The organism is Bradyrhizobium sp. CCBAU 25360 (assembly GCF_028128695.1).
Lineage (GTDB): Bacteria > Pseudomonadota > Alphaproteobacteria > Rhizobiales > Xanthobacteraceae > Bradyrhizobium > Bradyrhizobium ottawaense.
Map to the genome: position 1 here is coordinate 106,166 of NZ_LBJA01000031.1, position 25,944 is coordinate 132,109.

Annotated in this window: 23 protein-coding genes; 12 read left to right on the forward strand and 11 right to left on the reverse strand. The window is 65.1% G+C overall.

Features of this window, described 5'->3' with window-relative positions:
* Nucleotides 1–66: 66 nt before the first annotated feature.
* The 4 genes from XH81_RS08645 to XH81_RS08660 all read left to right on the forward strand — a co-directional run bounded on the left by XH81_RS08645 (nt 67) and on the right by XH81_RS08660 (nt 7,714).
* Nucleotides 67–1,974 carry an acyl-CoA synthetase gene (locus tag XH81_RS08645; protein ID WP_028142871.1) on the forward strand — a complete coding sequence of 636 codons (1,908 nt, stop codon included), beginning with the start codon at nt 67–69 and terminating at the stop codon, nt 1,972–1,974.
* A 165-nt stretch (nt 1,975–2,139) separates the two neighbouring features.
* Nucleotides 2,140–3,981, forward strand: coding sequence for a caspase family protein (locus XH81_RS08650; RefSeq protein ID WP_028142872.1), 1,842 nt, complete (start codon nt 2,140–2,142; stop codon nt 3,979–3,981).
* Complete coding sequence (locus XH81_RS08655) at nt 3,981–5,852, forward strand: caspase family protein (protein WP_080670193.1); 1,872 nt, start codon at nt 3,981–3,983, stop codon at nt 5,850–5,852. The genes XH81_RS08650 and XH81_RS08655 overlap by 1 nt, the downstream gene beginning before the upstream one ends.
* A gap of 41 nt (nt 5,853–5,893) precedes the next feature.
* On the forward strand, nt 5,894–7,714 hold the full coding sequence (locus XH81_RS08660; RefSeq protein ID WP_049801763.1) for a caspase family protein: 1,821 nt from the start codon (nt 5,894–5,896) through the stop codon (nt 7,712–7,714).
* Nucleotides 7,715–7,738: 24 nt separating this feature from the next.
* On the opposite strand, the gene XH81_RS08665 is transcribed toward XH81_RS08660, so the two are convergent.
* Nucleotides 7,739–8,911 (reverse strand): M20 aminoacylase family protein, encoded by a 1,173-nt coding sequence (locus XH81_RS08665; RefSeq protein WP_028142874.1) that lies wholly within the window; start codon nt 8,909–8,911, stop codon nt 7,739–7,741.
* A gap of 149 nt (nt 8,912–9,060) precedes the next feature.
* Here XH81_RS08665 and XH81_RS08670 point away from each other — a divergent pair, with 149 nt between their 5' ends.
* Nucleotides 9,061–9,555, forward strand: a complete 495-nt coding sequence (locus XH81_RS08670; protein WP_028142875.1) for a hypothetical protein — start codon at nt 9,061–9,063, stop codon at nt 9,553–9,555.
* A 60-nt stretch (nt 9,556–9,615) separates the two neighbouring features.
* Here XH81_RS08670 and purB read toward each other — a convergent pair whose 3' ends face one another.
* On the reverse strand, nt 9,616–10,923 hold the full coding sequence (gene purB, locus XH81_RS08675; protein ID WP_028142876.1) for an adenylosuccinate lyase: 1,308 nt from the start codon (nt 10,921–10,923) through the stop codon (nt 9,616–9,618).
* 564 nt (nt 10,924–11,487) lie between these two features.
* Between purB and XH81_RS08680 the strand changes: the two genes are divergently transcribed.
* Complete coding sequence (locus tag XH81_RS08680; RefSeq protein WP_028142877.1) at nt 11,488–12,075, forward strand: TetR family transcriptional regulator; 588 nt, start codon at nt 11,488–11,490, stop codon at nt 12,073–12,075.
* Between the two features lie 15 nt (nt 12,076–12,090).
* On the opposite strand, the gene XH81_RS08685 is transcribed toward XH81_RS08680, so the two are convergent.
* The 3 genes from XH81_RS08685 to XH81_RS08695 form a co-directional block, all read right to left on the reverse strand.
* The gene (locus XH81_RS08685) at nt 12,091–12,399 is read right to left on the reverse strand and encodes a hypothetical protein (RefSeq protein WP_018316558.1); all 309 of its coding nucleotides are present in this window, start codon (nt 12,397–12,399) and stop codon (nt 12,091–12,093) included.
* 107 nt (nt 12,400–12,506) lie between these two features.
* Nucleotides 12,507–13,157: a response regulator gene (locus XH81_RS08690; RefSeq protein ID WP_028142878.1), complete on the reverse strand. Its 651-nt coding sequence runs from the start codon at nt 13,155–13,157 to the stop codon at nt 12,507–12,509.
* A gap of 7 nt (nt 13,158–13,164) precedes the next feature.
* The gene (locus XH81_RS08695; protein ID WP_271596100.1) at nt 13,165–14,535 is read right to left on the reverse strand and encodes a sensor histidine kinase; all 1,371 of its coding nucleotides are present in this window, start codon (nt 14,533–14,535) and stop codon (nt 13,165–13,167) included.
* Nucleotides 14,536–14,734: 199 nt separating this feature from the next.
* Between XH81_RS08695 and XH81_RS08700 the strand changes: the two genes are divergently transcribed.
* From XH81_RS08700 to XH81_RS08720, 5 genes are all read left to right on the forward strand, one after another.
* Entirely contained in the window at nt 14,735–15,520 is a 786-nt protein-coding gene (locus tag XH81_RS08700) for a MotA/TolQ/ExbB proton channel family protein (RefSeq protein WP_028142880.1), read from the forward strand.
* Nucleotides 15,517–16,203 carry a hypothetical protein gene (locus tag XH81_RS08705; protein ID WP_028142881.1) on the forward strand — a complete coding sequence of 229 codons (687 nt, stop codon included), beginning with the start codon at nt 15,517–15,519 and terminating at the stop codon, nt 16,201–16,203. Before XH81_RS08700 ends, XH81_RS08705 begins: the two co-directional genes overlap by 4 nt.
* Entirely contained in the window at nt 16,196–16,801 is a 606-nt protein-coding gene (locus XH81_RS08710) for a hypothetical protein (protein ID WP_028142882.1), read from the forward strand. The genes XH81_RS08705 and XH81_RS08710 overlap by 8 nt, the downstream gene beginning before the upstream one ends.
* A 131-nt stretch (nt 16,802–16,932) precedes the next feature.
* A complete protein-coding gene (locus XH81_RS08715) occupies nt 16,933–17,673 on the forward strand; it encodes a metallophosphoesterase family protein (protein WP_028142883.1) in 741 nt (246 codons plus the stop codon).
* 5 nt (nt 17,674–17,678) lie between these two features.
* On the forward strand, nt 17,679–19,118 hold the full coding sequence (locus tag XH81_RS08720; RefSeq protein ID WP_028142884.1) for a serine/threonine protein kinase: 1,440 nt from the start codon (nt 17,679–17,681) through the stop codon (nt 19,116–19,118).
* 25 nt (nt 19,119–19,143) lie between these two features.
* Here XH81_RS08720 and XH81_RS08725 read toward each other — a convergent pair whose 3' ends face one another.
* The 3 genes from XH81_RS08725 to rpe all read right to left on the reverse strand — a co-directional run bounded on the left by XH81_RS08725 (nt 19,144) and on the right by rpe (nt 20,551).
* Nucleotides 19,144–19,335: a hypothetical protein gene (locus XH81_RS08725; RefSeq protein ID WP_028142885.1), complete on the reverse strand. Its 192-nt coding sequence runs from the start codon at nt 19,333–19,335 to the stop codon at nt 19,144–19,146.
* Between the two features lie 208 nt (nt 19,336–19,543).
* Nucleotides 19,544–19,684, reverse strand: a complete 141-nt coding sequence (locus tag XH81_RS08730) for a hypothetical protein (protein WP_162832251.1) — start codon at nt 19,682–19,684, stop codon at nt 19,544–19,546.
* A 165-nt stretch (nt 19,685–19,849) separates the two neighbouring features.
* Nucleotides 19,850–20,551 (reverse strand): ribulose-phosphate 3-epimerase, encoded by a 702-nt coding sequence (gene rpe / locus XH81_RS08735; protein ID WP_028142886.1) that lies wholly within the window; start codon nt 20,549–20,551, stop codon nt 19,850–19,852.
* Nucleotides 20,552–20,806: 255 nt separating this feature from the next.
* Between rpe and XH81_RS08740 the strand changes: the two genes are divergently transcribed.
* Entirely contained in the window at nt 20,807–21,598 is a 792-nt protein-coding gene (locus XH81_RS08740; RefSeq protein WP_028142887.1) for an EF-hand domain-containing protein, read from the forward strand.
* 13 nt (nt 21,599–21,611) lie between these two features.
* On the opposite strand, the gene XH81_RS08745 is transcribed toward XH81_RS08740, so the two are convergent.
* The 3 genes from XH81_RS08745 to XH81_RS08755 are packed head-to-tail and all read right to left on the reverse strand — an operon-like array spanning nt 21,612 to nt 25,737.
* Nucleotides 21,612–21,824, reverse strand: coding sequence for a KTSC domain-containing protein (locus XH81_RS08745; protein WP_028142888.1), 213 nt, complete (start codon nt 21,822–21,824; stop codon nt 21,612–21,614).
* Nucleotides 21,825–21,875: 51 nt separating this feature from the next.
* Nucleotides 21,876–22,871, reverse strand: coding sequence for a P1 family peptidase (locus XH81_RS08750; RefSeq protein ID WP_028142889.1), 996 nt, complete (start codon nt 22,869–22,871; stop codon nt 21,876–21,878).
* 58 nt (nt 22,872–22,929) lie between these two features.
* Nucleotides 22,930–25,737 (reverse strand): PAS domain S-box protein, encoded by a 2,808-nt coding sequence (locus tag XH81_RS08755; RefSeq protein ID WP_028142890.1) that lies wholly within the window; start codon nt 25,735–25,737, stop codon nt 22,930–22,932.
* Nucleotides 25,738–25,944 lie beyond the last annotated feature (207 nt).

Sequence of the window (25,944 nt, forward strand, 5' to 3'; positions counted from 1 at the left end):
CCGCGCCGACCCAAAATGTCAAAAGACAGGGGGCGGGGACATGTATCTGAGGGAGGACGGAATTCCATGGCGGGCATCCACGCGCTCGATCGGCTCATTGGCAATGACTATCCGGATCTTTTGACCGACGAGGAGGTCCGGGCGTTCGAGCGGGTCCCCTATGCGGACCGCATCGCTGCCGAGAGCACGTTTGACGCCATCAAATTGGGCGCGGCGCGCAATCCCGACGGTGCGGCGATCCAGTTTCTGCAAAACGCTGATCCCGCCGACACGCCGCTAGTGGTCACCTATCGCGATTTCATTGCGCGCGTCACGCAGGCTGCCAACATGTTTCACGCGCTCGGCGCGGAGAAAGACGACGTCATCAGCTTCATGCTGCCGCTGGTGCCGGATGCCTTCGTGACGCTGTTCGGCGCGGAGGCCGCCGGCATCGCCAATCCCGTCAATCCGCTCTTGGAGCCGCACCAGATTGCGGAGATCCTGGAAGCTGCGAACACCAAAATCCTGGTGGCGCTCGGGCCGATGCCGGGCACCGACATCTGGCAGAAGGTCGAGCAGATCCGCCCGCAACTCAAGCACCTCAAGGCGATCGTGCAAGTGTTCGGCGGCGGCGATCCGGCGAATGGCATCTTTGCTTTCAGCGACCTGATCAAGCAGCAGCCGTCGGATCGGCTTGTCAGCGGGCGCAAGATTTCGGGTGCCGACATCGCGGCCTATTTTCACACCGGCGGCACCACCGGCACGCCCAAGCTGGTGCGGCACACGCATACCAACCAAGTCTATCAGGCATGGGCGCTCAACCTGCTGCTGAGAGCGAAGCCCGGCGCCAATTTGCTGTTCGGCATGCCGCTGTTTCACGTTGGGGGATCGCTGACACAGGTGCTGACGATGCTGTCGAGCGGCGGCTCGCTGGTCGTGCTGTCGCCGAGCGGCTGGCGCAATCCGAGTGCGGTGAAGAACATCTGGCGCCTGGTCGAGCGCTTCAAGCCGGAAGCGCTGTCGAGCGTGCCGACGGTGCTCGCCGCAACGCTCGCGGTGCCGCCTGATCATGCCGACATCTCCAGCCTCAAATATGCCGCCGGCGGCGGCTCGGCGATCCCCGTCGCGGTCGGCTCGGCGATCCAGGACAAGCTGAAGCTGCCCGTGGTCGAGGTCTACGGCATGACCGAGACCTCGAGCGTGCACACGCTGGCCTATCCATCACGGCCGATCCGGCTCGGGTCGGTCGGCCTTCCCATGCCTTATGCGCGCGTGCGCATAGTGCAACTCGATGCCGATGGCCGCCTGATCCGCGACTGCGCGCCTGATGAGATCGGCGTCGTCATCATGGCAGGGCCCGGCGTGTTCGGCGGCTATCTCAATGACGAGCACAACAAGGCCGCGTTCGTCGACGAGGTCTGGGTCAATTCCGGCGATCTCGGCCGGCTCGACGCCGACGGCTATCTCTGGATCACCGGTCGCGCCAAGGATCTCGTGATCCGTGGCGGCCATAACATCGATCCCGCGCCGGTCGAGGAGATCATGTTCCGGCACCCCGCGGTCGGCTTCGCAGCCGTCGTCGGCCAGCCCGACGCCTATGCCGGCGAACTACCGGTGGGATACGTGCAGCTGAAGCCCGGCGCGACCGTGGAGCCCGGCGAACTGGAATCCTGGGTTCGCGAGCGCACGCCGGAGCGGGCCGCCGTCCCGGTGCAGGTGATTCCGATCGACCCGATGCCGGTCACGGGTGTCGGCAAGGTGTTCAAGCCGCAGTTGCGCTGGGACGCGGCTGAGCGCGTGTTCACCAAGGTGCTCACGCCGCTGGTCGAGCGCGGCATCGATTGCAGGGTCAAAGTCGGTGCCCATGGCAGTCACGGATCGATCGCCACCGTGACCCTTGCCGGCCTGCCGTCGGACCAGCGCGAGGCGGTTGCGAGCGAGGTACACGCGCTGCTTGCACCCTTCGTGATGCGCCACGAGGTGGTGCAAATATAGCGGCCTCGACAGGCGGCGGCGTCACCTGGAAAGACCAGGGTGACGCTTCGCCGCATTATCCTTACCCCCGTTAGATCGGCTTGTGTGACGGAAATCACATAGGAAGAATTAGCAATCGGCGACGCTAGCGAATAGTCTCAGGGAATTGCATCCGGGGGGACGCAAGTGATTCCGTTTCGGCTGTTTGTCTTGTTGATATTCGCGATTGGCCTTGCCTGCGGACCGGCGCATGCCGACCGGCGGGTCGCGCTCGTGATCGGCAATTCCGCTTACAAGAGCGCGCCCAAGCTCAGCAATCCCGTGAACGATGCCACGCTGGTCGGCGGCATGTTCAAGAAGGCGGGCTTTGATTCCGTCGACGTCAGGCTGGATCTCAGTGCCAGCGAGATGCGGCGCATGCTGCGCGAGTTTGCCGGCAGGTCGCGCGATGCGGACATGGCGGTGATCTATTACGCCGGCCACGGCATCGAGCTCGATGGAGCCAACTATCTCATTCCGACCGACGCGACACTGGAGACGGATGGCGACGTTCTCGACGAGACCATTCCGGTCGAACGCGCGCTGTTCGCGGTCGAGCCGGCCAAGCAGCTGCGCCTGATCATCCTGGATGCCTGCCGCGACAACCCCTTCGCCAAGTCGATGAAACGCACGCTGGCTTCACGTGCCGTCGGGCGCGGCCTGGCCAAGGTCGAGCCGACCAGCCCGAACACCATGATCGCCTTCGCGGCCAAGGCAGGATCGACGGCGTCCGATGGCGATGCGCGAAACAGTCCGTTCGCCGCTGCGCTGGTCGAGCATCTGCCGAAGCCGGGCCTTGATCTGCGCAAGGCCTTCGGCTTCGTGCGCGACGACGTGCTCAAGACTACCGGCTACAAGCAGGAGCCCTATGTCTATGGCTCGCTCGGCGGCGACGACGTGCCCCTCGTCGTGAGGCCCGCCGCGACCGGTCCGCAGGCCAACCCGCAGGATGCCATTCGCAGGGATTACGAGCTCGCGCTTCAGCTTGCGACGCGCGACGGCTGGGAAGCGTTCCTGGCGGCGTATCCGGACGGTTTCTACGCCAACCTGGCCAAGGGCCAGTTGAACAAGATCGGCGCCGAAGAGACGCGCGCGTCGGCCGAGCAAAAGGCCAAGGCGGCCGAGCAGGAAAAGACGAGGCTGATCGCCGAGCGCGCCCAGAAGGCCGAGCAGGAGAAGGCAGCAGCAGCTGCCAAGGCGGCGGAAGAGGCGCGGATCGCCGCAGAGAAGCAAAAGCAGATCGAGCAGGCGAAAGCGGAAGCGGCCGAGCACCAGCGCAAGGTAGCTGAGGCGGCGGCTGCGAAGGCGCTTGCCGAGAAGCAGGCCGTGGAGAAGGCCAAGGCCGAGCTTGCCGCAAAGCAGGCGGCGGAGAGGGCTGAGCAGGCCGCCAAGCCGACGGCCGATCGGCAGATGCCCGAAGTCGAGAACCAGAAAGTCGCTGCGCTCTCGCCCGCGCCGGCATCCACGTTATCGGCGGCTGATTTGACAAAATCCGTGCAGAGCGAATTGCGCCGCGTCGGCTGCCTGTCCTCCGTCGCAGACGGCGACTGGAGCGCGACGTCGCAGCGCTCGCTGGCGCTGTTCAACAAATATGCCGGCACCCAGTTCGACGTGAAGCTCGCCAGCGTGGATGCGCTCGACGCGCTGAAGGCGAAGCCGGGGCGGGTCTGCCCGCTTGTTTGCAATTTCGGCTTCAAGGCCGACGGCGACCAATGCGTCAAGATCACCTGCCGCGCCGGTTATCGCGTCGGCGACGACAACGAGTGCGAGAAGGTCCAGGAGAAGAAGCCGGTCGCGACGCGCGAGGAGTCGCGGAGGCGGGATACGGATCGAAAGCAAAGGGAGGCCGCGCCGGCCGCGCCGCAAGCCTCGGGACAGATGATCTGCAATGCCGCCGGATGCAGGCCGATCGCCAAGGGATGCCGGCTCGGGACCGCTAATCATCCTTCCAATCCCGCGGCTAAGATACCGGCTGAAATATGCAACTGATGATGAAGCACATCTTTCGGGCTTGCTCCATCGCGCTGACGGCCCTTGCTTTTTTTGCTCTTGCAGGCTGTCTCGCCTGCAGCCCGGCGCTCGCCGACAAGCGCGTCGCGCTCGTCATCGGCAATTCCGCCTACAAGAGCGTGCCGAAGCTTGCCAACCCCGCGAGCGACGCCGGCTTGATCGGCGGCATGTTGAGGAAGGCCGGCTTCGATACGGTCGACGTCAGGCAGGACTTGAACGCGTCTGAAATGCGCAAGGCGCTGCGCGAATTCGGCGGGCGGACCCGGGATGCCGATGTCGCGGTCATCTACTATGCGGGCCACGGCATGGAGGTGGACGGCACCAACTATCTGATCCCGACCGATGCCGCGCTCGAGACCGACACCGACGTCTACGACGAGGCGTTGCCGATCGATCGCGTGCTGGTGAGCATCGAGCCTGCCAAGCAGCTTCGGCTCGTCATCCTCGATGCCTGCCGAGACAATCCCTTTGCGAAGACGATGAAGCGCACGGTGGCCTCGCGCGCGATCGGCCGCGGCCTCGCCAAGGTCGAGCCAACAACTCCGAACACGATGATTGCGTTTGCGGCCAAGGCCGGCTCGACGGCGTCCGATGGAGACTCCCGGAACAGCCCGTTCGCCACGGCTCTCTCGGACCACCTGCCAAAACCCGGCCTGGATCTGCGCAAAGCGTTCGGCTTCGTGCGCGATGACGTGCTGAAGAGCACGGCCAACAAGCAAGAGCCATTCGTGTATGGCTCGCTCGGCGGCGACGACGTGCCGCTCGTTCCTGCCAAGCCCGTTGCGACCGGCCCGCAAGCCAATCCGCAGTCTGAGCTCAGGCGAGACTATGAACTTGCGCTCCAACTCGGCACCCGTGACGGCTGGGAAGCGTTCCTGGCGCAATATCCTGAGGGATTCTATGCGAATCTCGCCAAAGGCCAGTTGAACAAGATCGGCGCCGAAGAGACGCGCGCTGCGGCCGAGCAGAAGGCCAAGGCGGCCGAGCAGGAAAAGACCAGGCTCATTGCCGAACGCGCCCAGAAGGCCGAGCAGGACAAGGCGGCCGCTGCGGCCAAGGTTGCCGAAGATGCCCGCATCGCCGCAGAGAAGCAGAAGCAGATCGAGCAGGCGAGGGCCGAGGCGGCCGAGCAGCAGCGCAAGGTTGCCGAGGCGGCCGCAGCGAAGGCATTGGCCGAGAGGCAGGCGGCGGAGAAAGCCAAGGCCGAGCTTGCCGCGAAGCAGGCTGCGGAGAGGGCTGAGCAGGCCGCGGCCAGGCCCGCCGCCGATCGGCAGTTGCCGGAGGTCGAAAATCAGAAGGTTGCCGCGCTTTCGCCGGGGCCGACTTCAACGTTGTCTGCAGCTGACCTCGCCAAATCCGTGCAAAGCGAACTGCGTCGCGTCGGCTGCCTGACCTCGTCTACGGAGAGCGAGTGGACGGCGGCCGCGCAACGTTCGCTGACTTTGTTCAACAAATATGCTGGCACGCAGTTCGACGTGAAGCTCGCCAGCGTCGACGCGCTCGATGCATTGAAAGCAAAGCCGGGACGCGTCTGTCCGCTGGTGTGCAATTTCGGCTTCAAGGCCGATGGCGATCAATGCGTGAAGATCACTTGCCGCGCCGGCTATCGTCTTGGCGACGACAATGAGTGCGAGAAAGTATCCGAGAAGAAGCCGGTTGCCACGCGTGAGGATACGAGGAAGCGCGACCAAAGCCGAAAGGAAGCGGAAACCGCTGCCCCAAAATCGGAAGCCTCAGGACAGATAATCTGCAGGAGTGGTGTATGTAGGCCGGTCGCGAAAGGATGTCGCATCGTGCGAGATCCTACCCCGGGTGGCGCGGGCATGGGTCAAGCGGAAGTGTGCAACTAGCCTTCGAATGGTCACATGAAATGCATCAAGGCTGATAGGTAATGTGCGTGAATATTGTTCGATCTTTCTGCGCTTTGATCGTTGCCACTCTCGTAACTTGCGCGCCGGCGCAGGCCGAGAAGCGCGTCGCGCTCGTGATCGGCAATTCCGCCTACAAGAACACGCTGCGGCTCACCAACCCCGTGAACGATGCCGCCCTGATCGGTGACATGTTCAGGAAAGCCGGCTTCGATGCAGTCGACGTCAAGACAGACCTCAATGCCTCCGAGATGCGGCGGACGCTGCGTGACTTTGCCGGCAGGGTCCGCGACGCCGACATGGCGGTGATCTACTACGCCGGGCACGGCATCGAGCTCGACGGCAGCAACTATCTTATCCCGACCGACGCGATGCTGGAGACCGACGGCGACGTTCTCGACGAGACCGTTGCGCTCGACCGTGCACTGTTCGCCGTCGAGCCGGCAAAACGGCTCCGCCTCGTCATCCTCGACGCCTGCCGCGACAATCCCTTTTCCAAGACCATGAAGCGCATGGTGGCCTCGCGCGCCATCGGGCGAGGTCTTGCCAAGGTGGAGCCGACCAGCCCGAACACAATGATCGCGTTCGCGGCCAAGGCGGGATCAACGGCGTCCGACGGCGATTCCCGCAACAGTCCCTTCGCCGCGGCGCTGGTCGAGCACCTGCCGAAGCCCGGGCTTGATCTGCGCAAGGCGTTCGGCTTCGTGCGGGACGACGTCCTGAAGAACACCGGCAGCAGGCAGGAGCCCTATGTCTACGGCTCGCTCGGTGGCGACGACGTGCCGCTGGTGCCGGCGAAGCCGGTCGCTGTGGCGGGACCGCAGGCCAATCCGCAGGACAGCGTGCGCAGGGACTACGAGCTTGCGCTTCAGGCGGGGCTGCGCGAGGCCTGGGAAGCTTTCCTGCAGACCTATCCGGACGGCTTCTACGCGAACCTCGCCCGCGTGCAGCTCAAGAAGATCGCCGCCGAGGAGGAGCGCACGGCGGCGACCGAGAAGGCGCGGCTGGCCGAGCAGGAAAAGGTGAAGCTCGCTGCTGAGCGTGCCCAGAAGGCTGAGCTGGAAAAGGCAGCCGCCGCCGCCAAAGCGGCCGAGGACGCGCGGATCGCTGCGGAAAAGCAAAAGCAGATCGAGCAGGCGAAGGCTGAAGCGGCCGAACGCGAGCGCAAGGTAGCCGAAGCCGCGGCTGCGAGGGCGCTCGCGGAAAAGCAGGTCATGGAGAAGGCGGCGGCCGACGCCGCCGCGAAGCAGGTTGCGGACAAGCAGGCCAGTAATGCCGAGAGCAAGAAGGTTGCAGCGCTTTCGCCGCCGCCGAGCTCCGCTCCGGGGCAAGATCTGCCGAGATCCGTGCAAGTCGAGCTGCGGCGCGTCGGCTGCATGAAGGCCGAGCCGTACAGCGAGTGGAGCGAGACGGCGCAACGCTCGCTGACGCTGTTCAACAAATACGCCGGCACCAAATTCGATGCGAAGGTTGCGAACGCCGATGTGCTGGACGCCCTCAAGGGAAAGTCGGGGCGGGTGTGTCCCCTGGTTTGCGATCACGGTTTCAGGGCGGATGGAGACCAATGCAGCAAGATCGTGTGCCGTGCTGGTCACCGTATCAGCGACGACAACGAATGCGAAAAGATCCCGGAGAAAAAGCCCGTCGCGACGCGCGATGAACCCGCAAGGCGTGACTCGGACCGGAAAAAGAGTGAGTCATCGCCGGCTGCTTCACAAGCGAATTCGTCCGGCCAGATCGTATGCACAAATGCCGGCTGCCGGCCCCTTCGTCCCGGCTGCAAGCTGGGACGATCGCCGAGCGTTGCCATTAACGGTGGCGGCTTGACCGAGGTCTGCAATTGAAGCGGCCCCCGCTGAGGCGAGGGATTACCCCGCCGGCATCCGCGTCTCGACCAGACGCGCCCAGAACGACGCGCCGTGGCCAAGGATGTTGTCGTTGAAGACGTAGGCCGGGTGGTGGCACTCGTTGCCGTCGCCCATGCCGACCAGCACCATCGCGCCGGGACGCGCTTCGAGCATGAAGGAGAAGTCCTCGGCGCCCATCATCGGGATGAACTTGTCGTTGACGCGGTCGGTGCCGACGATGTCGCGGGCGACGTCGGCGGCAAGGCCGGCCTCGCGCGCATGGTTCATCGTCACCGGATACATCCGCGTGTATTTCGTCTCGGCCGACCCGCCATAGGCGCGGGCGACGCTCTCGGCGACTTCGCCGATGCGGCGCTCGACGAGATCGCGTACCTCGGGATCGAGCGTGCGCACGGTACCGCCGAGCTCGGCGACCTCGGGGATGATGTTGAAGGCGGTGCCGGAGTGGAATTGCGTGATCGAGATGACGGCTGACTTCAGCGGATCGACGTTGCGCGCCACGATCGATTGCAGCGCGTTGACGATCTGCGAGCCGATCAGCACGCTGTCGACGGATTTGTGCGGACCCGCGCCGGCGTGGCCGCCCTTGCCGTGGACCGTGATCTGGATGTTGTCGGAGGAGGCGAGCATCGCACCGGGGGTCGTGGCGAAGTGACCTTCCGGCAGGCCCGGCATGTTGTGCATGCCGTAGACCTCCTGGATGTTCCAGCGCGTCATCAACCCGTCCTCGACCATGGCCTTGCCGCCGCCGCCGCCTTCCTCGGCGGGCTGGAAGATCATGATCGCCGTGCCGTCGAAATTGCGCGTCTCGGCGAGATATTTGGCGGCACCCAGCAGCATCGCGGTGTGGCCGTCATGGCCGCAGGCGTGCATCTTGCCGGGGACCTTCGACGCATAAGGCACGCCCGAGGTCTCCATGATCGGCAGCGCGTCCATGTCGGCGCGGAGCCCAATGGTCTTGCCGGAGGCGGATTTGCGGCCGCGGATCACCCCGACGACGCCGGTGCGGCCGATACCCGTCACCACCTCGTCACAGCCGAATTCGCGCAACTTCTCGGCGACGATGCCGGCGGTGCGGTGGACCTCGTAGAGCAATTCGGGGTTCTCGTGGAAGTCATGGCGCCAGGCGGCCATTTCGTCGGAGAGGGCGGCAACGCGGTTGACGATGGGCATGAAAGGGTCCGTTTCTTCTGTGTTCGCAGGGGCGATGGGCTGGAAGCGTACTCCGCGGCATCGCGGTCCGCAAATGGTCGCCGGGCTTTCGTCGCCCCACTCCGTGGCTATAAGGTGAGGCAGCGGTACGGTAGGGACGAGGGCAGGCCATGAAGTTCGGACGCGACATTCTTGTGCTGGCGGCCTGCTTCTCGCTCATGGCGCGCCCGGCCTTCGCCTGCGATGTCGGCCCGGCCACTGCCGTGATTGGATCGATCAGTCAGAAGATCCAGGCGGGGCAGATCAAGCGGATCGATCTTCAGAAGATCTCCGATCGGCTGCTCGCCAGCATCCCGATCTCGCCGGAGCATTTTTCGAGCTACGCGAGCGAACGCAAGACGCAGGTTCTGACCGCGACCGACGCGACCGAACTGGCGGCAGCCGTCAAGACGCTGGCGCCTGTACAATTGTCTTACCAGCCCGATTTGCGCTGGCAGCTCGTCTTCCTCGATGACGCTGGCAACAAGCTGCACACGATCTTCTTCAGCAAGCGCTACGTGCAAGGGCGCGGCCGCGCGGGCTATGTCGACGGCAATATGTGCGGCTTCATCACCGCCACCATCGGCAGCCCCGCGCTCGTGAAATGGCTGCAGAAGCGACTATAGACCGCAATTGCACGAGCCCCGGCAGCCACGAGCGTGGCTCCTGGGCGACGCAAGCGGTGCTCAGCTTTCGCCGAACACGCGCTTGAAGATCGTGTCGACGTGCTTGAGGTGATAGCCGAGGTCGAACTGCTCCTCGATCTCGGGGTCGGTCAGATATTTCTTCACCTCGGCGTCCTTCTTCAGCAGAACAAGGAAATCGCCTTCGCCGCGCCAGACCGGCATCGCGTTGCGCTGCACGAGCTTGTAGGCGTCCTCGCGGCTCGCGCCCTTCTGCGTGAGCGCCAGGAGCACGCGCTGCGAATGGACGAGGCCGCCGAGGCGGTCGAGGTTTTTCTGCATGTTGGCGGGATAGACCAGGAGTTTGTCGATCAGGCCGGCGAGGCGCACCAGCGCGAAGTCGAGCGTCACGGTGGCGTCAGGGCCCATCATGCGCTCGGCCGAGGAGTGCGAGATGTCGCGCTCGTGCCAGAGCACGACGTTCTCCAGGGCAGGCGTCACATAGGCGCGCACCATGCGGGAGAGGCCGGTGAGGTTCTCCGACAGCACCGGGTTGCGCTTGTGCGGCATCGCCGAGGAGCCCTTTTGTCCTTCCGAGAAGAACTCTTCGGCCTCCAGCACTTCGGTGCGCTGCATGTGGCGGATCTCGACCGCGATGCGCTCGACCGAAGAGGCGATCACGCCGAGCGTCGAGAAATACATCGCATGGCGGTCGCGCGGGATCACCTGGGTCGAGATCGGCTCGGGGACAAGGCCCATGGCTTTCGCAACGTGCTCTTCGACGCGCGGATCGATCTGCGCGAAGGTGCCGACGGCGCCTGATATGGCGCAAGTCGCGACTTCCTTCCGCGCCGCGATCAGGCGCTCCTTGGCGCGCGAGAATTCGGCATAGGCATAAGCGAGCTTGAGGCCGAAGGTCACGGGCTCGGCATGGATGCCGTGGCTGCGTCCGATGGTCGGCGTCATCTTGTGCTCGAAGGCGCGCTTCTTGAGTGCGGCCAGCACCTTGTCGAGGTCGGCGAGCAAGAGGTCGGCGGCGCGGGTGAGTTGGACGTTGAGGCAGGTGTCGAGCACGTCGGACGAGGTCATGCCCTGGTGGACGAAGCGCGCCTCGGGGCCGACGATCTCGGCGAGGTGAGTGAGGAAGGCGATGACGTCGTGCTTGGTCTCGCGCTCGATCTCGTCGATGCGGGCGACGTCGAAGGTGGCGTCCTTGGCCTTGGCCCAGACCGTTTTGGCGGCCTCTTTGGGGATGGTGCCGAGAGCGGCGAGGGCGTCCGCCGCATGCGCCTCGATCTCGAACCAGATCTTGAACCGGGTCTGCGGCTCCCAGATCGAGGCCATTTCCGGGCGGGTATAGCGGGGGATCATCTGACGGCTCCAGGAAGGTGGGCGGGCGGTCCCAAGGGGCGGCGCCGGCCAAAATGCTTTTTACGCCGTGATTTAACAGAGCAGGCAGGGCGAAACAAACGGTCTGGGTCCCGGGAGAGGGGGATCGCCGAGCTATCCACCGGACCGGATGGCCGGGGATGGCGACGCCAGCCGCAAATATTAACTGTCAATCACGGATCATTGACTGACAGATATTGAAATCTGTCAGCGGGACGTGTATATTCCTTCTCGGACGCTCCGATTGGGTGTCCCGCGGTCACCTCCAGGGGGGAGCCCGACATCCGAAATACCTCTCGGATCGAAGGTCGCCATCGAAGGGCGAGGGCCGTGGACGAATGGAGACATAAGAAAATGACGACCGAAATCATCAATCTCACCGGGGCGATTGGGCATTGGCTCAATTTGCTGGTGGCGCGCCAGATCGCGGCGCAGGCTGCAAAACTGCCTCATTAAGGCGAAAGCTTTCCGAAACGGCCGGCATGGGCGCTTCGGAAGCAGCTCTATCGCCGGATAACTGAGCCCAAACGGGAACATGGTGCTGGCATGAATGAAGCCGTTGTCTTGACGCCGGAGCGGATCCTCGAAGTGACCGAGGACGTCTTGCGGCGTTACGGACTTGCCAAGGCCACCGTGGTCGACGTTGCCCGTGCGCTCGATGTGAGCCACGGCAGCGTGTATCGCCATTTCCCGAGCAAGGCCTCGCTGCGCGAGGCCGTTGCCAAACGCTGGCTGGACCGCATCGACGCGCCGCTCCGCCAGATCGCTGCGGAGCAGGGCCCGGCGCCGGCGCGGCTCGACCGCTGGCTGCGGACGCTGTTCGCCGCCAAGCGTTCGCGTGTGCTCGACGACCCCGAGATGTTCGAGACCTATCTGACGCTGGCGCGCGAGGCCTGCGCGGCCGTCAAATGTCACAAGGACACCATGATCGACCAGATCTCGGCGATCCTGACTGACGGCGTGAAGCAGGGCGCATTCGCCATCGGCGACGTCAAGACCACTGCGCGCGCGATCTTCGATGCCACCGTCCGCTTCCACCATCCGGCGCATGCCGACGAGTGGAAGGATGCGGATCTCTCCGCGCGCGTCGATGCGACGCTCGCGCTGCTGCTGCGCGGCCTGAAGGCGGCCTAGACCCGGAGGCCTATCTCACCCTCTTGCCTTGTGAAGAAGCGCACTCTCCCGAACGGGGGGCGCGGCTGTCGCGTGCCTGCGCGGCTGAAACGCACCGCCGTTGGTCGCCGGTACGACTGGCGGGCTCTCCGGATATGCATTGACCGCGATTTCAACGGCATCCTTTGACCGCTTTCGAAGGCGGTAGAATGTCAGCTCCTGCTCGAGCATGGGGCAGCGGAAGTGGACGACGGCCGTATCGGGCAGGCGGCAAAGTTCATCGATGAGCTCGCCTACGGTGATGATCGGGGGATGGTCGACTGCCTTGTGATGAGCCTTACTCATGGCGATTCCTCCACTCTACTCCTAACCGGAGCCGGATGGCCTCCGTTCCATCGGGCCCGGCAGATTCGAAATCTTCAAGTGACGTGGGGAAAGCGGCAGCCCCGCTGCTAGATCTTCGTCAGCCCGCAGGTCGCGGCGAGCCGCACCAGCTGCGCGTCGGTGCGCGCGCCGGTCTTGGTCTTGATCAGATAGTGGTAGTTCTGCACTGTCTTCACACTGAGATTGAGGTGCGTCGCGATCTGCTCGGTGGTGGCGCCGCCGGCGAACTGGCGCAGGATCTCGATCTCCCGCTCGCCCAACTGATCCAGCGCTGAGCCCGCCGACAGACTGTCCTCGGCGAGGATATGCGCGATATCGTCGCTCATGGCCCGCTCGCCGCGCGCGACGGCGCGGATCGCGGTGACGACGGCGGACGGTTCGCTGCTCTTGGTGACGAAGCCGCTGGCCCCCGCGCTGAAGGCGGCTTTCACCAGCACGGCCTCGTTGTGCATGGTGAAGACGAGGATCCGCGCCCGCGGACTGCGCGCGCGGATGTTGCGGATCGCCTCCAGCCCGCTCGCGCCGGGCATCGAGATGTCGAGCAAGACGACATCGGGATCATGCGCCTTGAACGCACTGTAGGCGTCCGCGGCGTTGTCGGCCTCCGCCACGACATGCAGATCGCCTTGGCTTTCCAGCACGCGCCGATAGCCTTGGCGGACGATCGGGTGGTCGTCGACGAGCAGCACGGAGATGCCTGTTGCTGCAACCTCGCTCATTCCGCCCTCACGCGGCGAGCGGGATGGTGGCGGCGACACTGAGGCCGCCGCGGGCGGGCAGGATCGAGAGCGATCCGCCGGCCGCCGTGACGCGCTCGCGGATGCCGGTCAGGCCGAAGCCGGCAGATTGCGAGACGCGCTCCGCATCGCCGCCGCCGTCGTCCTCGACACGGATGAGCAGCGCGTCATCCTCGCCGGCCCGGCGTTCGATGCGCAAAGAGATCTCGCGCGCCGTACCGTGACGCAGCGCGTTGGTCAGGCATTCCTGTGCCACGCGATAGGCCGTGGTGGCGGCCGGACCGCTGATGTCAGTGAGGTCACCCCTGAGATCGAGCTGGATCGTCGGCCGCGCCGCGCTCTGTGAGCGCCAGCTGTCGACGAGATTGACGAGGCTTGCCTCGAGCCCGAGCTCCTCGGGCAGGGGATTGCGCAGACGCTTCAGCGCATCGCGGAGCGAGGCCATCAGATGATGGGTGGCCTGCGAGATCATGCGCGCGTCCTGCGCGATGCCATTATCCCGATTGTCCTTCGTGCTCGCCGTTTCGATCGTGTTGGCGAAGGCGAGAATGGCGGAAAGATTCTGCCCGAACTCGTCGTGCAGCTCGCGGGCGAGGGCGCGGCGCTCGTCGTCGCGGATCTCGATCAGGCGCCGCGTCAGCGCGGCGCGCTGCTCTGTGGCTTCCTCCAGCCGGCCGCCGAGCTCGTCGACGGCGCCGCCGATCATCGCCAGCTCCATGGAGCGGAAACGCGGGAGTTTGGTGCGATACTGCCCGCGCGCCATGCGCTGCAGGGCGGTCACGATCGTGCGCGCCGGTGCCAGCGCATGCGCGATCGCCAGCGAAGCCAGCAGCGCGATCGCCGCCGCCATCAACAGCGCGACGTCGATCACGTTGAGGATGTATTCCCAGGCGAGTGAGACGGCGGCCGCGGCATCCGGCGTCGCGACCACGGTGCCGGCGGTCGCGGCGCGGTGACTGACCGGCCGGACCACCTCGGCGTGGCTGCCGAGGAAGGTCGGCACGATCGCGGCGAACCAGCGCGGCGGGGTCTTGCCCAGCCCCTCGCTCTGGCCGCAGAGCGGCTTCTCGAATGCGGCAGCCGGCTGGAACTCGACGCAGACGCCGGGCGAGATCAGCTTCATGGTCTCCAGGGTGCGCCAGTCCGGAACGGGCAGGAGGTGCTCGCGCGCTCTGCTGCTGCGCAACAAAAGCTCGCGCCAATACAGCGCCTGAAGCGCCTGCGCGACCCGCTGCGCCGAGGCCGCAGTCGACCGGTCGACGCTGCGATAGGCGTCGAATGTGGCCCATATGGTTGCCGCGCCAAGGCACAGGGCTACGATAAGCAGCAGACGGGCGACAAGCTGAAGCACGAGGCGCATGCGATCACCCTCGACGTTTGATAAGCTCAGCCTAACAATGCCGCCGCGCCTTGCCAATTGCGGGGTGTGGCGGGATTGCAGCTCGGGCAAATTTCCCAAGCCGGATTGGGCATGGGTCTTTGGACCTGATACGACGGCTTTGATCTAATCGACCGGAAATCTTTGCAGGCCAATCGTTGCGGGCCGGGAGCAGTGCAGCATGAGTTCGATCACGATTGGACCGATCGCGGGAACCGCGACCGACCCATCCGAGCGCAGCGCGCTCCTGTTCTGGATGATCTTCACGGGGCTCTCGGTCTTCGCCGTCGTGCTGCTGTGGCGGTTCGGCCTGATCCATCTGATGCTGACCTCGGACCGGACCTACATTTCGAGCGTCATCGCGGTGCTCTATGTCCTGACCTGCGGCCACTGCTTCCTGCGCACGCGGGCGATCGCGCGTGAAGGCGCAGCGGCGCGGCGCTGCCGCGAGGCGCTCGCCGCGCCTGAGGGCGGCAAGGTGCTTGACGCGAGCGCGGCGGTGCTGCCGCGCGGGCTGGTGCGCGACCACATCCAGAGCCTGGTGACGAAAGCGGCCGCGCAGGACTACCGCCCGGTCGACCAGACGCTGCTGCTGCGGACGCTCGCGGACCGGCTGCGCGGCTCCAATGGATTCGGCGCCTTCGTCTCGGATACGCTGATGAAGCTCGGCCTGCTCGGCACCATCGTCGGCTTCATCATCATGCTGGCCCCGATCGCGGGGCTGGATGCCGCCGACAAGGTCGCGATGCGCTCCTCGATGGGGCTGATGAGCGACGGCATGGCGGTCGCGATGTACACGACGCTCGCCGGCCTCGTCGGCTCGATCCTGGTCCGTATCCAGTACTATATGCTGGATGCCGCGACCCAGCGGGTGTTCTCGGATGCGGTGGTGCTGACCGAGACCTATGTGACGCCGGTGCTGGAGCGCAAGGGGTCTGGAATCAAGGGTGTCGGAATCCCGTCATGATGGATGATTTCGGTCTCTATCCGCGCGAGGAGCCGTTCGATCCGCTGGGCGTGATGCTGTTCAAGGCGCTCCAGGTGATCGCGTTCCTGTTCTTTCTTGCGCTGCTCGCGGTCTCCCCTGATGCCAAGGAGGGCAAGATCGATTCCAAGGCCGAGTTCATGATCACGCTGGACTGGCCGGATAGCCACCCCGACGACCTCGACCTGTTCGTGCAGGATCCCGTCGGCAATATCGCCTGGTACCGCCATCGTGAGGCCGGCTTCCTGACCCTCGATCGCGACGACCGCGGCGGGGCCAACGACTTCATCATGGTCAACGGCAAGAAGATCGCCTCGCCGATCCGCGAGGAGATCGTCACGGTGCGCGGCATCGTCGCCGGCGAATACACCGTCAACGTCTCGCATTTCGTGGCGACGACCGGCGAACCCGTCACGGCCAATGTGAAGGTGCAGAAGCTCAATCCGACCGCGCAGGTGGTCTTCGACAACAAGTTCACGCTCGACCACACCGGCGACGAGAAGACCGCGGTGCGGTTCCGGCTCGATGCCGAGGGCAAGGTCGTCAATGTGGACCAGCGGCCGAAATCGCTGCTGGAGACGTTCCGCACCGGGTGGCGCAACGGCGCCGATCTCGACCCGAGGACCGGTGTGAGCAACAACGCTGCGAGGGTGCGCCGTGACTAGCCTGCAAACGGTCATCCTCACGCTGTCGCTCGCCTACGCCGTGATCGGCGCGCTGCTGCTGGTCGTGCTGGTCTACGCGCGGCTGCACTGGTCGCTGAAGGCGATCGCCGTGGTCGTGACCAGCGCCTTCTACGTCGTCAGCTTCACCGAAATGCGCGGGCTGCTCGGTTGGGCCAGTGCCGACCGGCTGCCGGCGACTTTCAAGCTGCTGAAGGCCCGCATCGTCGAGCCGCATTCGCTTCAGGGTGATCCCGGCTCGATCTATCTGTGGGTCGAGCAGCTCGACGAGGACAATCGCCCGAGCGGCATCCCGCGCGCCTTCCGCGTGCCCTACGACGACAGGCTCGCCGACAAGACCCATGCCGCGGAGAACGAAATCGCGTTGGGACATCCGCAAGGCGGCCGCGCCGCTGATTTCGGCGGCGGCGATGGCAGCCTCATCGACATGGTCCGCGAATATGTGACGCCCAAGACCATTTTGGAGACCACCGGCGGCGATTCCTCGACCGGCGAATTCATCGCCCCGCCGGCCGGCGCGCAAGGCGTGAGCTTCACCCCGCTGCCGCCGCCCCGGATGCCGCCAAAGGACGAGCAATAGGCTCATCATCATCACCGCAAGATCATCACCGCAAGGCTGCGCTGGTAATCGGCGCGGCGCTGGCGCATGGTTTTGACCTCCCTCAATTTGGCCTTACCGGCCTTCAATAAGAATTGGAGGGTGGAGGGTGCGTGCTCCTAGCTGTCTTTTCGGATATCCACGGCAACAGGCAGGCCTTCGAGGCCTGCCTGAAGGTTGCCCGTGCGAAGGGCGCTGAGCGGTTCGTCCTGCTCGGCGATTTCGTCGGCTATGGCGCCGATCCGGAATGGGTGGTGAATACCGCGATGGAGCTCGTTGCCCAGGGTGCGATCGCCGTGCGCGGCAATCACGACCAGGCGGTCAATTCCCCGACGGAGACCATGAACGCCGAGGCGCAAATCGCGATCGAATGGACCCGCGGCCGGCTTGATAGCGCGCAGAGGCGGTTCCTGACCGAACTGCCGATGCTGGTGGAGGATAGCGATCGTCTCTTCGTGCATTCGGAAGCCTCCAGCCCCCAGCGCTGGCACTATGTCCGCTCGACGGTGGACGCCGCCAAGAGCCTGATTGCAACGCCCGCTCATGTCACGTTTTGCGGCCACATCCATCGTCCCGCGCTCTATTCGATGTCGGTGACGGCCAAGATGACGAGCTTCGTCCCGAAGACCGACGTCCCGGTGCAGCTTCTGCGCGGCCGGCAATGGCTCGCCGTGCTCGGTGCGGTCGGCCAGCCCCGCGACGGCGATCCGTCTGCGGCCTTCGTATTGTTCGACACCGAGACGTGCCAGATCACCTACTGCCGCGCGCCCTATGACATCGAGACCGCGGCGGACAGGATTCGCGACAACGGCCTGCCGCACTGGCTCGCCGACCGGCTCTCGCAGGGGCGCTGACGGCGATGCCGAAGCCCCTGGTCAAATCCGGCGCGTTGATCGATGGTTACACCATCGGTGAATGCGTTCATGCCGGCGGCATGGCGACGTTGTGGACGGTCACCCATCCCGGCATCGACGTGCCCTTGCTGATGAAGATTCCGCGGGTGTCGGAGGGCGAGGATCCCGCCGCGATCGTCTCCTTCGAGATGGAGATGATGATCTTGCCGCGGCTGGCGGGTCCGCACGTCCCGGCCTGTTTCGGCACCGGCGATTTCGCGCACCAGGCCTATGTCGTGATCGAGCGCATCGGCGGGACCACGCTCTACAAGCGGCTGCCCGACCTGCCGTTGCCTTACGACGAGGCGCGGCAGCTCGTCGCCAAGATCGCAACCGCGCTTGCCGATCTCCACCGCCAGAACGTGATCCATCACGACATCAAGCCGAGCAGCATCATGTTCCGCGATAGCGGCGAGGCGGTTCTGATCGACTACGGCCTGTCGCATCACAACCACCTGCCGGATCTCCTGCAGGAGGAATTCCGCCTGCCTTACGGCACCGCGCCCTACATGGCGCCCGAGCGGCTGTCAGGGGTGCGCGACGATCAGCGCAGCGATCTGTTTTCGCTCGGCGTGCTGCTCTATTTCTTCACGACTGGCGAGCGGCCCTTCGGCGAGGGCGAGACGATGCGCGCGATGCGGCGCCGGCTGTGGCGCGATCCGTATCCGCCGCGAAGCTTGCGCGCCGACTACCCGCCCTGGCTTCAGGAGGTGGTGTTGCGATGTCTCGAGATCGAGCCGGTGTGGCGCTATCCGACGGCGTCGCAGCTCGCCTTCGATCTCGCCCATCCGGACCAGGTCAAGCTCACCGCGCGCTCGGAGCGGGTGAAGCGCGACCCCATCGGCGTCGCTTGGCGGCGCCGCTTCAACCAGGGCGTCATGGCGCCGCGCGCGAAATCGGATGTCGCCGCCCAGATCGCATCGAGCCCTATCCTCGCCGTCGCGCTCGACACCGTGGAAGGCGCACCGGAGTTGAACGAGGCGCTGCGTGTGACCACCGAGCGCATCCTTGCCACCTTGCCGTCAGCGCGGCTTGCCTGTGTCAACGTGCTCAAACTGAACCGGATCGCGATCGACCGTACCCTGGACGAGCAGGGGTCCAACAAGCATATCGACCGCCTGGTCGCGCTCAGGCATTGGGCGACGCCGCTCAAGCTGGATGAGAGCCGGCTGTCGGCTCATGTGCTGGAGGCGGTCGATCCCGCCGCCGCGATCCTGGAGTTCGCCGAGGTCAACCAGGTCGACCACGTCATCATCGGTGCGCGGCAGGGCTCGTTCAGGCGCACGCTGCTCGGCAGCGTCTCGGCCAAGGTGGCTTCGGAAGCGGCCTGCACCGTCACCGTGGTACGGCCGCCGCGGATGGCGGGGGAAGCCGGCGAGCCCAATGCCGGCGAAGTGCCGGGATAGGCCGCCTGGCCGATTTGAGGCTGGATCAGGCCGCGTGGGCGGAGTGAGCGGTGCGCTTGCGGCGGATCGGCCAACAGAATTGCGGGCCGGGCCCGCCGTGATCCGCGCTGCCGCCGAAATACTGGATGATCTCGCGGCAGGGCTCGCAACTGAACAGGTTACGCGACGCGGATGCCTTGGTCATTTCCTTGAGGCAGTTCGGGCAGTGCGGTTTCATGGGAGGTGGTCCGGAAAAGAGTGTCTCAGTGTCGGCGCTGCGACGGAAACGAATGATCGAGGTCCGAATTGTCGAGCCCGGCATCGTCCGAGTGCGCCATCGGCACGCTCGAGGCGGCCGAAGAAATAGTCGAGGCCCGGATGCGGGCGGCGGGGGATGCGGCACCTGCGCTTCGGCTGGCGCTTCACGAGTGCGATCTGCATGGCGCTCAGCCACGACGACGAAGGTGGATGATGCGGGCGGAAGCCGCGGCCTTCACTGGTCGTGCGACAAAGAGGCTGCGAGTTGCAATCGCCGCGTTGAACCCGAACCACAACGCTACGCCAGTCCAAACCAGGGTCGTCGTCATGATGTGCTCCCGTCAAAAGCAGGCAGGAGTCACTTGCGGTGATTTGCGCGAATCAGTGAAGTCCGGACGAGTACGGATCAAGAGTGCAATTTTAGGCAATACGCGTCACAACACCCGTAAAAGCCGCGGGATTTTCCGCCGTCCGCCCATGCCGTTTGATCCAGCTCAAATCGCTTCGCCGCGAGCTCCTAGCGCGGCATTGCGGATCGCGGCGATGTTGGTCTTGTAGGCTTCCTGCGTGCCGCCCCTGAACACGGATGTGCCGGCGACGAAGGCGTTGGCGCCGGCCGCGGCGAGCGCGCCTGCAACATCGGGGCCGACGCCGCCATCAACCTCGATATCGATCGGGCGTCCGGCCGTCATCGCGCGGATGTCGCGGATCTTGCCGATCGCGGAAGGGATGAAGGCCTGGCCGCCGAAGCCGGGATTGACCGACATCACCAGCACGAGGTCGACGAGGTCGAGGACATATTCGAGCGTGCTGACCGGGGTGCCGGGATTGAGCGAGACGCCGGCCTTCTTGCCGAGCGCGCGGATCGCCTGGAGCGAGCGGTGCAAATGCGGACCGGCCTCCGCATGCACGGTGATGTGGTCGCAGCCGGCTTTCGCAAAGGCCTCGAGATAGGGGTCACAGGGCGAGATCATCAGGTGCGCGTCGAACACCTTCTTCGTGTGCGGGCGCATCGCCTTGATGACGTCGGGACCGTAGGAGATGTTGGGAACGAAGTGACCGTCCATCACGTCGAGATGGATCCAGTCCGCGCCGGCGGCGTCGACGCTGCGCACCTCCTCGCCGAGCCTGGAGAAGTCCGAGGCCAGGATCGAGGGCGCGATTGCCAGGGGGCGGGGGGCGAAGGCTTGGGTCATGGCGCGGTTTCCCGTGGCGGCCGAAAGAAGATTGGGCCTCGCCTAACATGGGCCTCCGTGGCGGGCAATGCAGGGCAGGCGTGCTTCCTGTGGGCGGAAATTTCTGCCGCGACCGGCATGAATTGCCGGTGTTCCCGCGCCGTCCAAGGCGCGGTGGCGGCGGATTTCATTGAACTTTTTGCGCTGGCACGACGCTTGCTGACGTTACCCGACAGAACATTGGCCGCGGCATGCCGCGTCGGTTGGAGTTGTGCAATGCTGTTAGCCCTTGGCGCCGTGTCCAGCGCGCTCGACGCGATCCAGTCGCTGACGAACTCGAAGTCGTCCTCGTCGACGCAGAAGGCCGGGTCAACGCAGAAGGCCGGATCTTCGCAAGGCGCAACCAACCCGTTCGCGATCGACAGCAGCACGGGCAGCATGACGACCTCATTGGTCGGCTCAGGCAGTCCTCCACAGATCGCGCCGGAGACCATGAACGCGCTGCTCGCCGCGCAGAGCCAGTCGACCGACGGCGCGAGCAGTTCGGCGAGCTCGACCTCGTCGAGTTCGTCGTCCTCGATGTCGAAGGGCCGGGAGACTGCGCTCAAGGATCTGTTCTCGCAGATCGATGCGGACGGCGACGGCAGCATTACCAAGTCCGAGTTCGAGGACGCGCTGGGCGCCGGCGGCACCAACCTCGCGCAGGCCGACGATGTCTTCTCGAAGCTGGATGCGAATGCCGACGGCAACGTCAGCCTTGACGAGATGTCGAAGGCGCTGAAGAGCGGCCACGGACACCATCACGCGCAAGGCGCCGGCGGCGCGGGCGACGGATCGGATTCCTCGTCGAAGTCCGGCGGCGGATCGACCTCGACCACGACGACCGCTGCCGACGGCTCGACCACGACGACCGTCACCTATGCCGACGGCTTCAAGATGTCGACGACGGTGCCGGGCGCCTCCAGCCCCCGCAACTCGGCTTACGATCTGTTCGCGCAGTTGATGCAGCAGCAAGGCGGGCAGGGTTCTTCGGCGGCTGCCGGTTCGTCGATGTCGATGAGCGTGTGAGCGGCATCCGAGATTAGCCGGCATATTCCTGCGTGATGTCACGATAGGCGTACCGGTCGCGGATTTCGTGGTTGAAGAACGCCCCCTTTGAGCGCGTTTCCCTGAACGCGGCGGCGACCTCGGGCGGAACATCCTCGTAGACATAGAGGCGTCCGCTGACGAAAGCCACCTTCAACTCGCGCGTATCCGGCGCATAGCAAAAGAAGCGGATCACGGAAGACGGCATGGCGGTACACCTTCGCCCGCCAGGATAACGCCGTATCCGCCGTTTCGGTTTCTAGCCGAACCGGTCCTTCCAGGACGGCTGCGCCCCCGGGAACGGCAGCGCGGCCGCGCTATAGACGCCGCGGGCGATTGCGCGTGCGACCACGTTGGCCGCGACGGTGCCGAGTTCGGTGAGGCCGACCAGCGGATCGATCGGCTTCTCACCGGTCGCGGCCGCAAACAGCACGTCTCCGTCGGTCGGTGCATGCACCGGATAGATCGCCCGGGCGAATCCGGTGTGCGCGATCATCGCGAGCCGCTTGGCCTGGGGCTTGGTCAGCACTGCGTCGGTGACGACGGCGCCAATGGTGGTGTTTTCGCGCGCGTTCGCGGAAGGACCGCCCTTGATGCGCATGCGGAGCATGTCGTCGGTGAACTTGTCCGGCAGGCCACGTCCGCCGAACTCGCCGTTCACCTCGAACGGCGCCGCCCAGAACCAGGGTCCGTTGCCGACGGTGACGCTTCCCACCGCGTTGACGGCGACGATCGCGGCGACCTTGACGCCATCAGGCGTTACCGCCGAGGCCGAGCCGAGCCCGCCCTTGAACGTTGCGGTGGTGGCACCGAGGCCGGCGCCGGCGCTGCCGATCGCAAAGTCAGTGCCGGCGGCGGCCGCCGCGGCGTAGCCGAGGTCGCGATAGGGCGAGAACCGTCCCCAGGCCTTGTCGCCCCCATTGAGCAGATCGAACAGGATCGCGCCCGGCACGATCGGGATCAGTGCTTCCCGAACCCGGTGGCCGCGGCCCTGCTCGGCGAGCCAGGCCTGCACTCCGCCGCCGGTATCGAGGCCAAACGCGGAACCGCCTGACAGTGCGATCGCGTCGATGCGCTCGACGGTGTTGGCGAGATCGAGCAGCGCGTCCTCGCGCGTGCCGGGGCCGCCGCCGCGGACGTCGATCGCCGCGACCGCCGGCTGGTCGAAGATGATCGCGGTCGTGCCGGAGGCCACTTTCGTATCTTCGGCATGGCCGACGCGGACGCCGGCAATATCGGTGAGCAGATTTTTCAAGGCGGCCTCATCGTTGAGTGCAGTTCGCGAACTGCGATAGCGCAGAGAGGACGCAGGCTCAACTCGCCAGTGCCGTCCTGAGCATCTTGGCAAGCTCGGACTTGCGGTAGGGCTTTGCCAGCAGCAGCACGCCGGAATCCAGCCGGCCGTGGTGGACGATGGCGTTCTCGGTGTAGCCCGAGGTGAACAGCGTCTTGAGGTCGGGGCGGCGGCGGGCGGCTTCATCGGCAAGCTGGCGGCCGTTCATGTTGCCCGGCATGATGATATCGGTGAAGAGCAGGTCGATGGTCTTGTCGTTGTCGATGATGGTCAGGGCCTCCGCGCCGTTGGCGGCCTCGAGCGCGGTGTAGCCGAGGCTCTTGACCTGGGTCACCACGTATTGCCGCACCAGTGCGTCGTCCTCGACGATCAGGATCTTCTCGTCGCCGCCCGTGATGGGCGCGTTCTGGAGCACTTCGATCTCGGTCTCCTGCACGCCGCTCGAGCGCGGCAGGTAGATCTTGACGCTCGTGCCGTGGCCTTCCTCGCTGTAGATCTTGATGTGGCCGCCGGACTGCTTGACGAAGCCGAACACCATGCTGAGCCCAAGCCCGGTACCCTTGCCAACCTCCTTGGTGGTGAAGAAGGGGTCGAACACCCGGTCGATCAACTCCGGCGGAATTCCGGAGCCGGTGTCGCTGACCGCGATCATCACGTAACTGCCGGCGACCATGTCGGCATTCATGCTGGCATAGCCGTCGTCGAGGAAGACGTTGCGGGTCTCCAGCACCAGGGTGCCGCCATCGGGCATCGCGTCACGCGCGTTCAGCGCGAGATTGAGGATCGCCGTGGAAAGCTGGCCGGGGTCGACCAGAGCCGGCCATGCATCCTCGGTGAGCTGCGGCATGATGGTGATCTGCTCGCCCAGAGTGGGGTGCAACAGCTTGGCGGCTTCGAGTGCCAGCGCATTGACGTCGATCTCGCGGGGCTGGAGCGGCTGCTTGCGGGCGAAGGCAAGCAGGTGCTTGGTCAGCTGCGCGCCGCGCTCGGCGGCGTCGTCGATCAGCTTGGTGATCGCAGCCAGCTCGGGCCGGTCGGCGACCGCGTCGGACAAGATGCCGATCGTGCCGGTGATGACGGTCAGCACGTTGTTGAAATCGTGAGCGACGCCGCCGGTCAACTGACCGATGGAATCCATTTTCTGGACCTGCCGGAACTGGGCTTCGGCGGCCTGCTTCTCCGTGAGATCCCGGCCGATGAAGAAGTGACGCTTCACCGGCTCGGACCAGGTGCCCATCCAGTTCAGCGTGACCTCGTGACCGTCGTAGTGATAGTAGCGCGCCTCGAAGCTGCGCTTGACCGCGCCGCGCCGCGCCGCGCGCATCTCCTCCCGGGTTCTATCGAGGTCGTCGGGGTGAATGAACTCGGTGGCGCTGTGCCCGATCAGATCTTCCGGGCTGAAGCCCAGGATGTCCTTCACGCTTGGGCTGACCTGGATGAAATTGCCGAAACCGTCGGTGACCAGGATCAGGTCCTGCGAAGTCTCGAAGATGCGCTGGCGCTCCTCGATCTCGCGGCGAAGCTTTTCCCTGGATTGCTTCTCCTCGGTGATGTCGTGGGCGATCTTGGAGGCGCCGATGATCTCGCCGCTCTCCGCCCGAAGTGGCGAGACGTTGAGGACGACGTCGAGCGCGCGACCATCCTTCCTGAGACGGACCGTCTCGTGCTGGGCAATCGACTCGTTGCTGCTGATGCGATTGAGAATGCTCCTGACTTCGGGCTTGCGATCCTCAGGCACGATGATGTCGATCGGCTTGCCGACGGCCTCTGCGGCGGAATAGCCGAACAGGTGCTCGGCGGCACGGTTCCAGCCGGTGATGGCGCCGTTGAGCGACTGGGTGATGATGGCGTCGTTGGAGGATTCGACGACGGCGCCATACAGGGCGAGGCGCTTGCCGTAGAAGTCGCGATCCGACGCCGATTGCTCGCGCAGCCTGCCGACAAGACCCACCGTCCGGGCCTGGAGGCGAACGTTCTCGATCAACAGCACCGCCAGCACGAAGCTCGACGCGCAGAGGCCATAGAGACGGCCGGCGTAGAAACCGAGATCGAAGCGCACGACGTTGACGATCGCAGACAGCGCGATGTCGAACAGCCATGCGCACATCACGACCATGAGCCATATGTCGATCACCGAATGCGGACGCCGGAACCACAGTGAAACGAGCGCGGCGAAGCTCAGTGACCAAACAAAGGAAACGACCCCGATCATGGTCGGTGTGTATCGGCTGTCGCGGAGCAGGACCGGCAACAGATCGTGCTGGGCGGTGACGATCCAGGTGAAGGCAGCCATGGTCGCGACGACGCCGAGCACGATGGCGTAGATCACGTTGCTTGTCGTGCCCCGGACCCTGGGGCCGCCGTCCTTTTCCTTCAGCCAGGCATAGCCCAGCACGAACAGAGGGAAGGCGCCGTGCCAGACCATGTAGAGCCAGACCGTGGTCTGACTGCCGGCGCCAAACAGCCCGGTCGGCGCGAACAGGCCGGGAAAGGTGAGGGCATGGACCAGCGCTGCCGCGGCGGTGAACAGGTAGCCGGTCGACAGCCACAACAGGGCGCGGGTCCGCAGCACCGAAAACTGCGACAGCAGCAGCACAGCCGTGATGATGTCGCTCACCGCCAGGGCGGATTGGTAGCTCGCGACGAAGGCGGGGACCGGCGGCAGCTGGATACCTGCAAACGGCACGGCCAAGGCGAACAGGATCGAAGAGATGCCGACGATCCACATTGCCGCGGTCCGGTCGGCCGATGCGGCCGGCAGAGTTGAAAGAAATGTGCTTCGGTCGATCGCAGGCACGTTCATCTCATGCAGACCCGTTTTGAGCATCTCCGCAGTTCCAGGATACGGCAGACTTGACGGCCCCCCACGGTAGCCCGTTCCGGGCGCGTGTCGTGAACTGTTGCAGTGACGACTCAACCGAAGGTTACAGCTTACTTAATTTTGGTGGGAGCGCGGAATAGGGATCGGGTAAGATGCGCTTTACTGGGCGGTGTCATAATGCCCTGCCGCCGCGGCGGGTTCCAGGTTTGAATC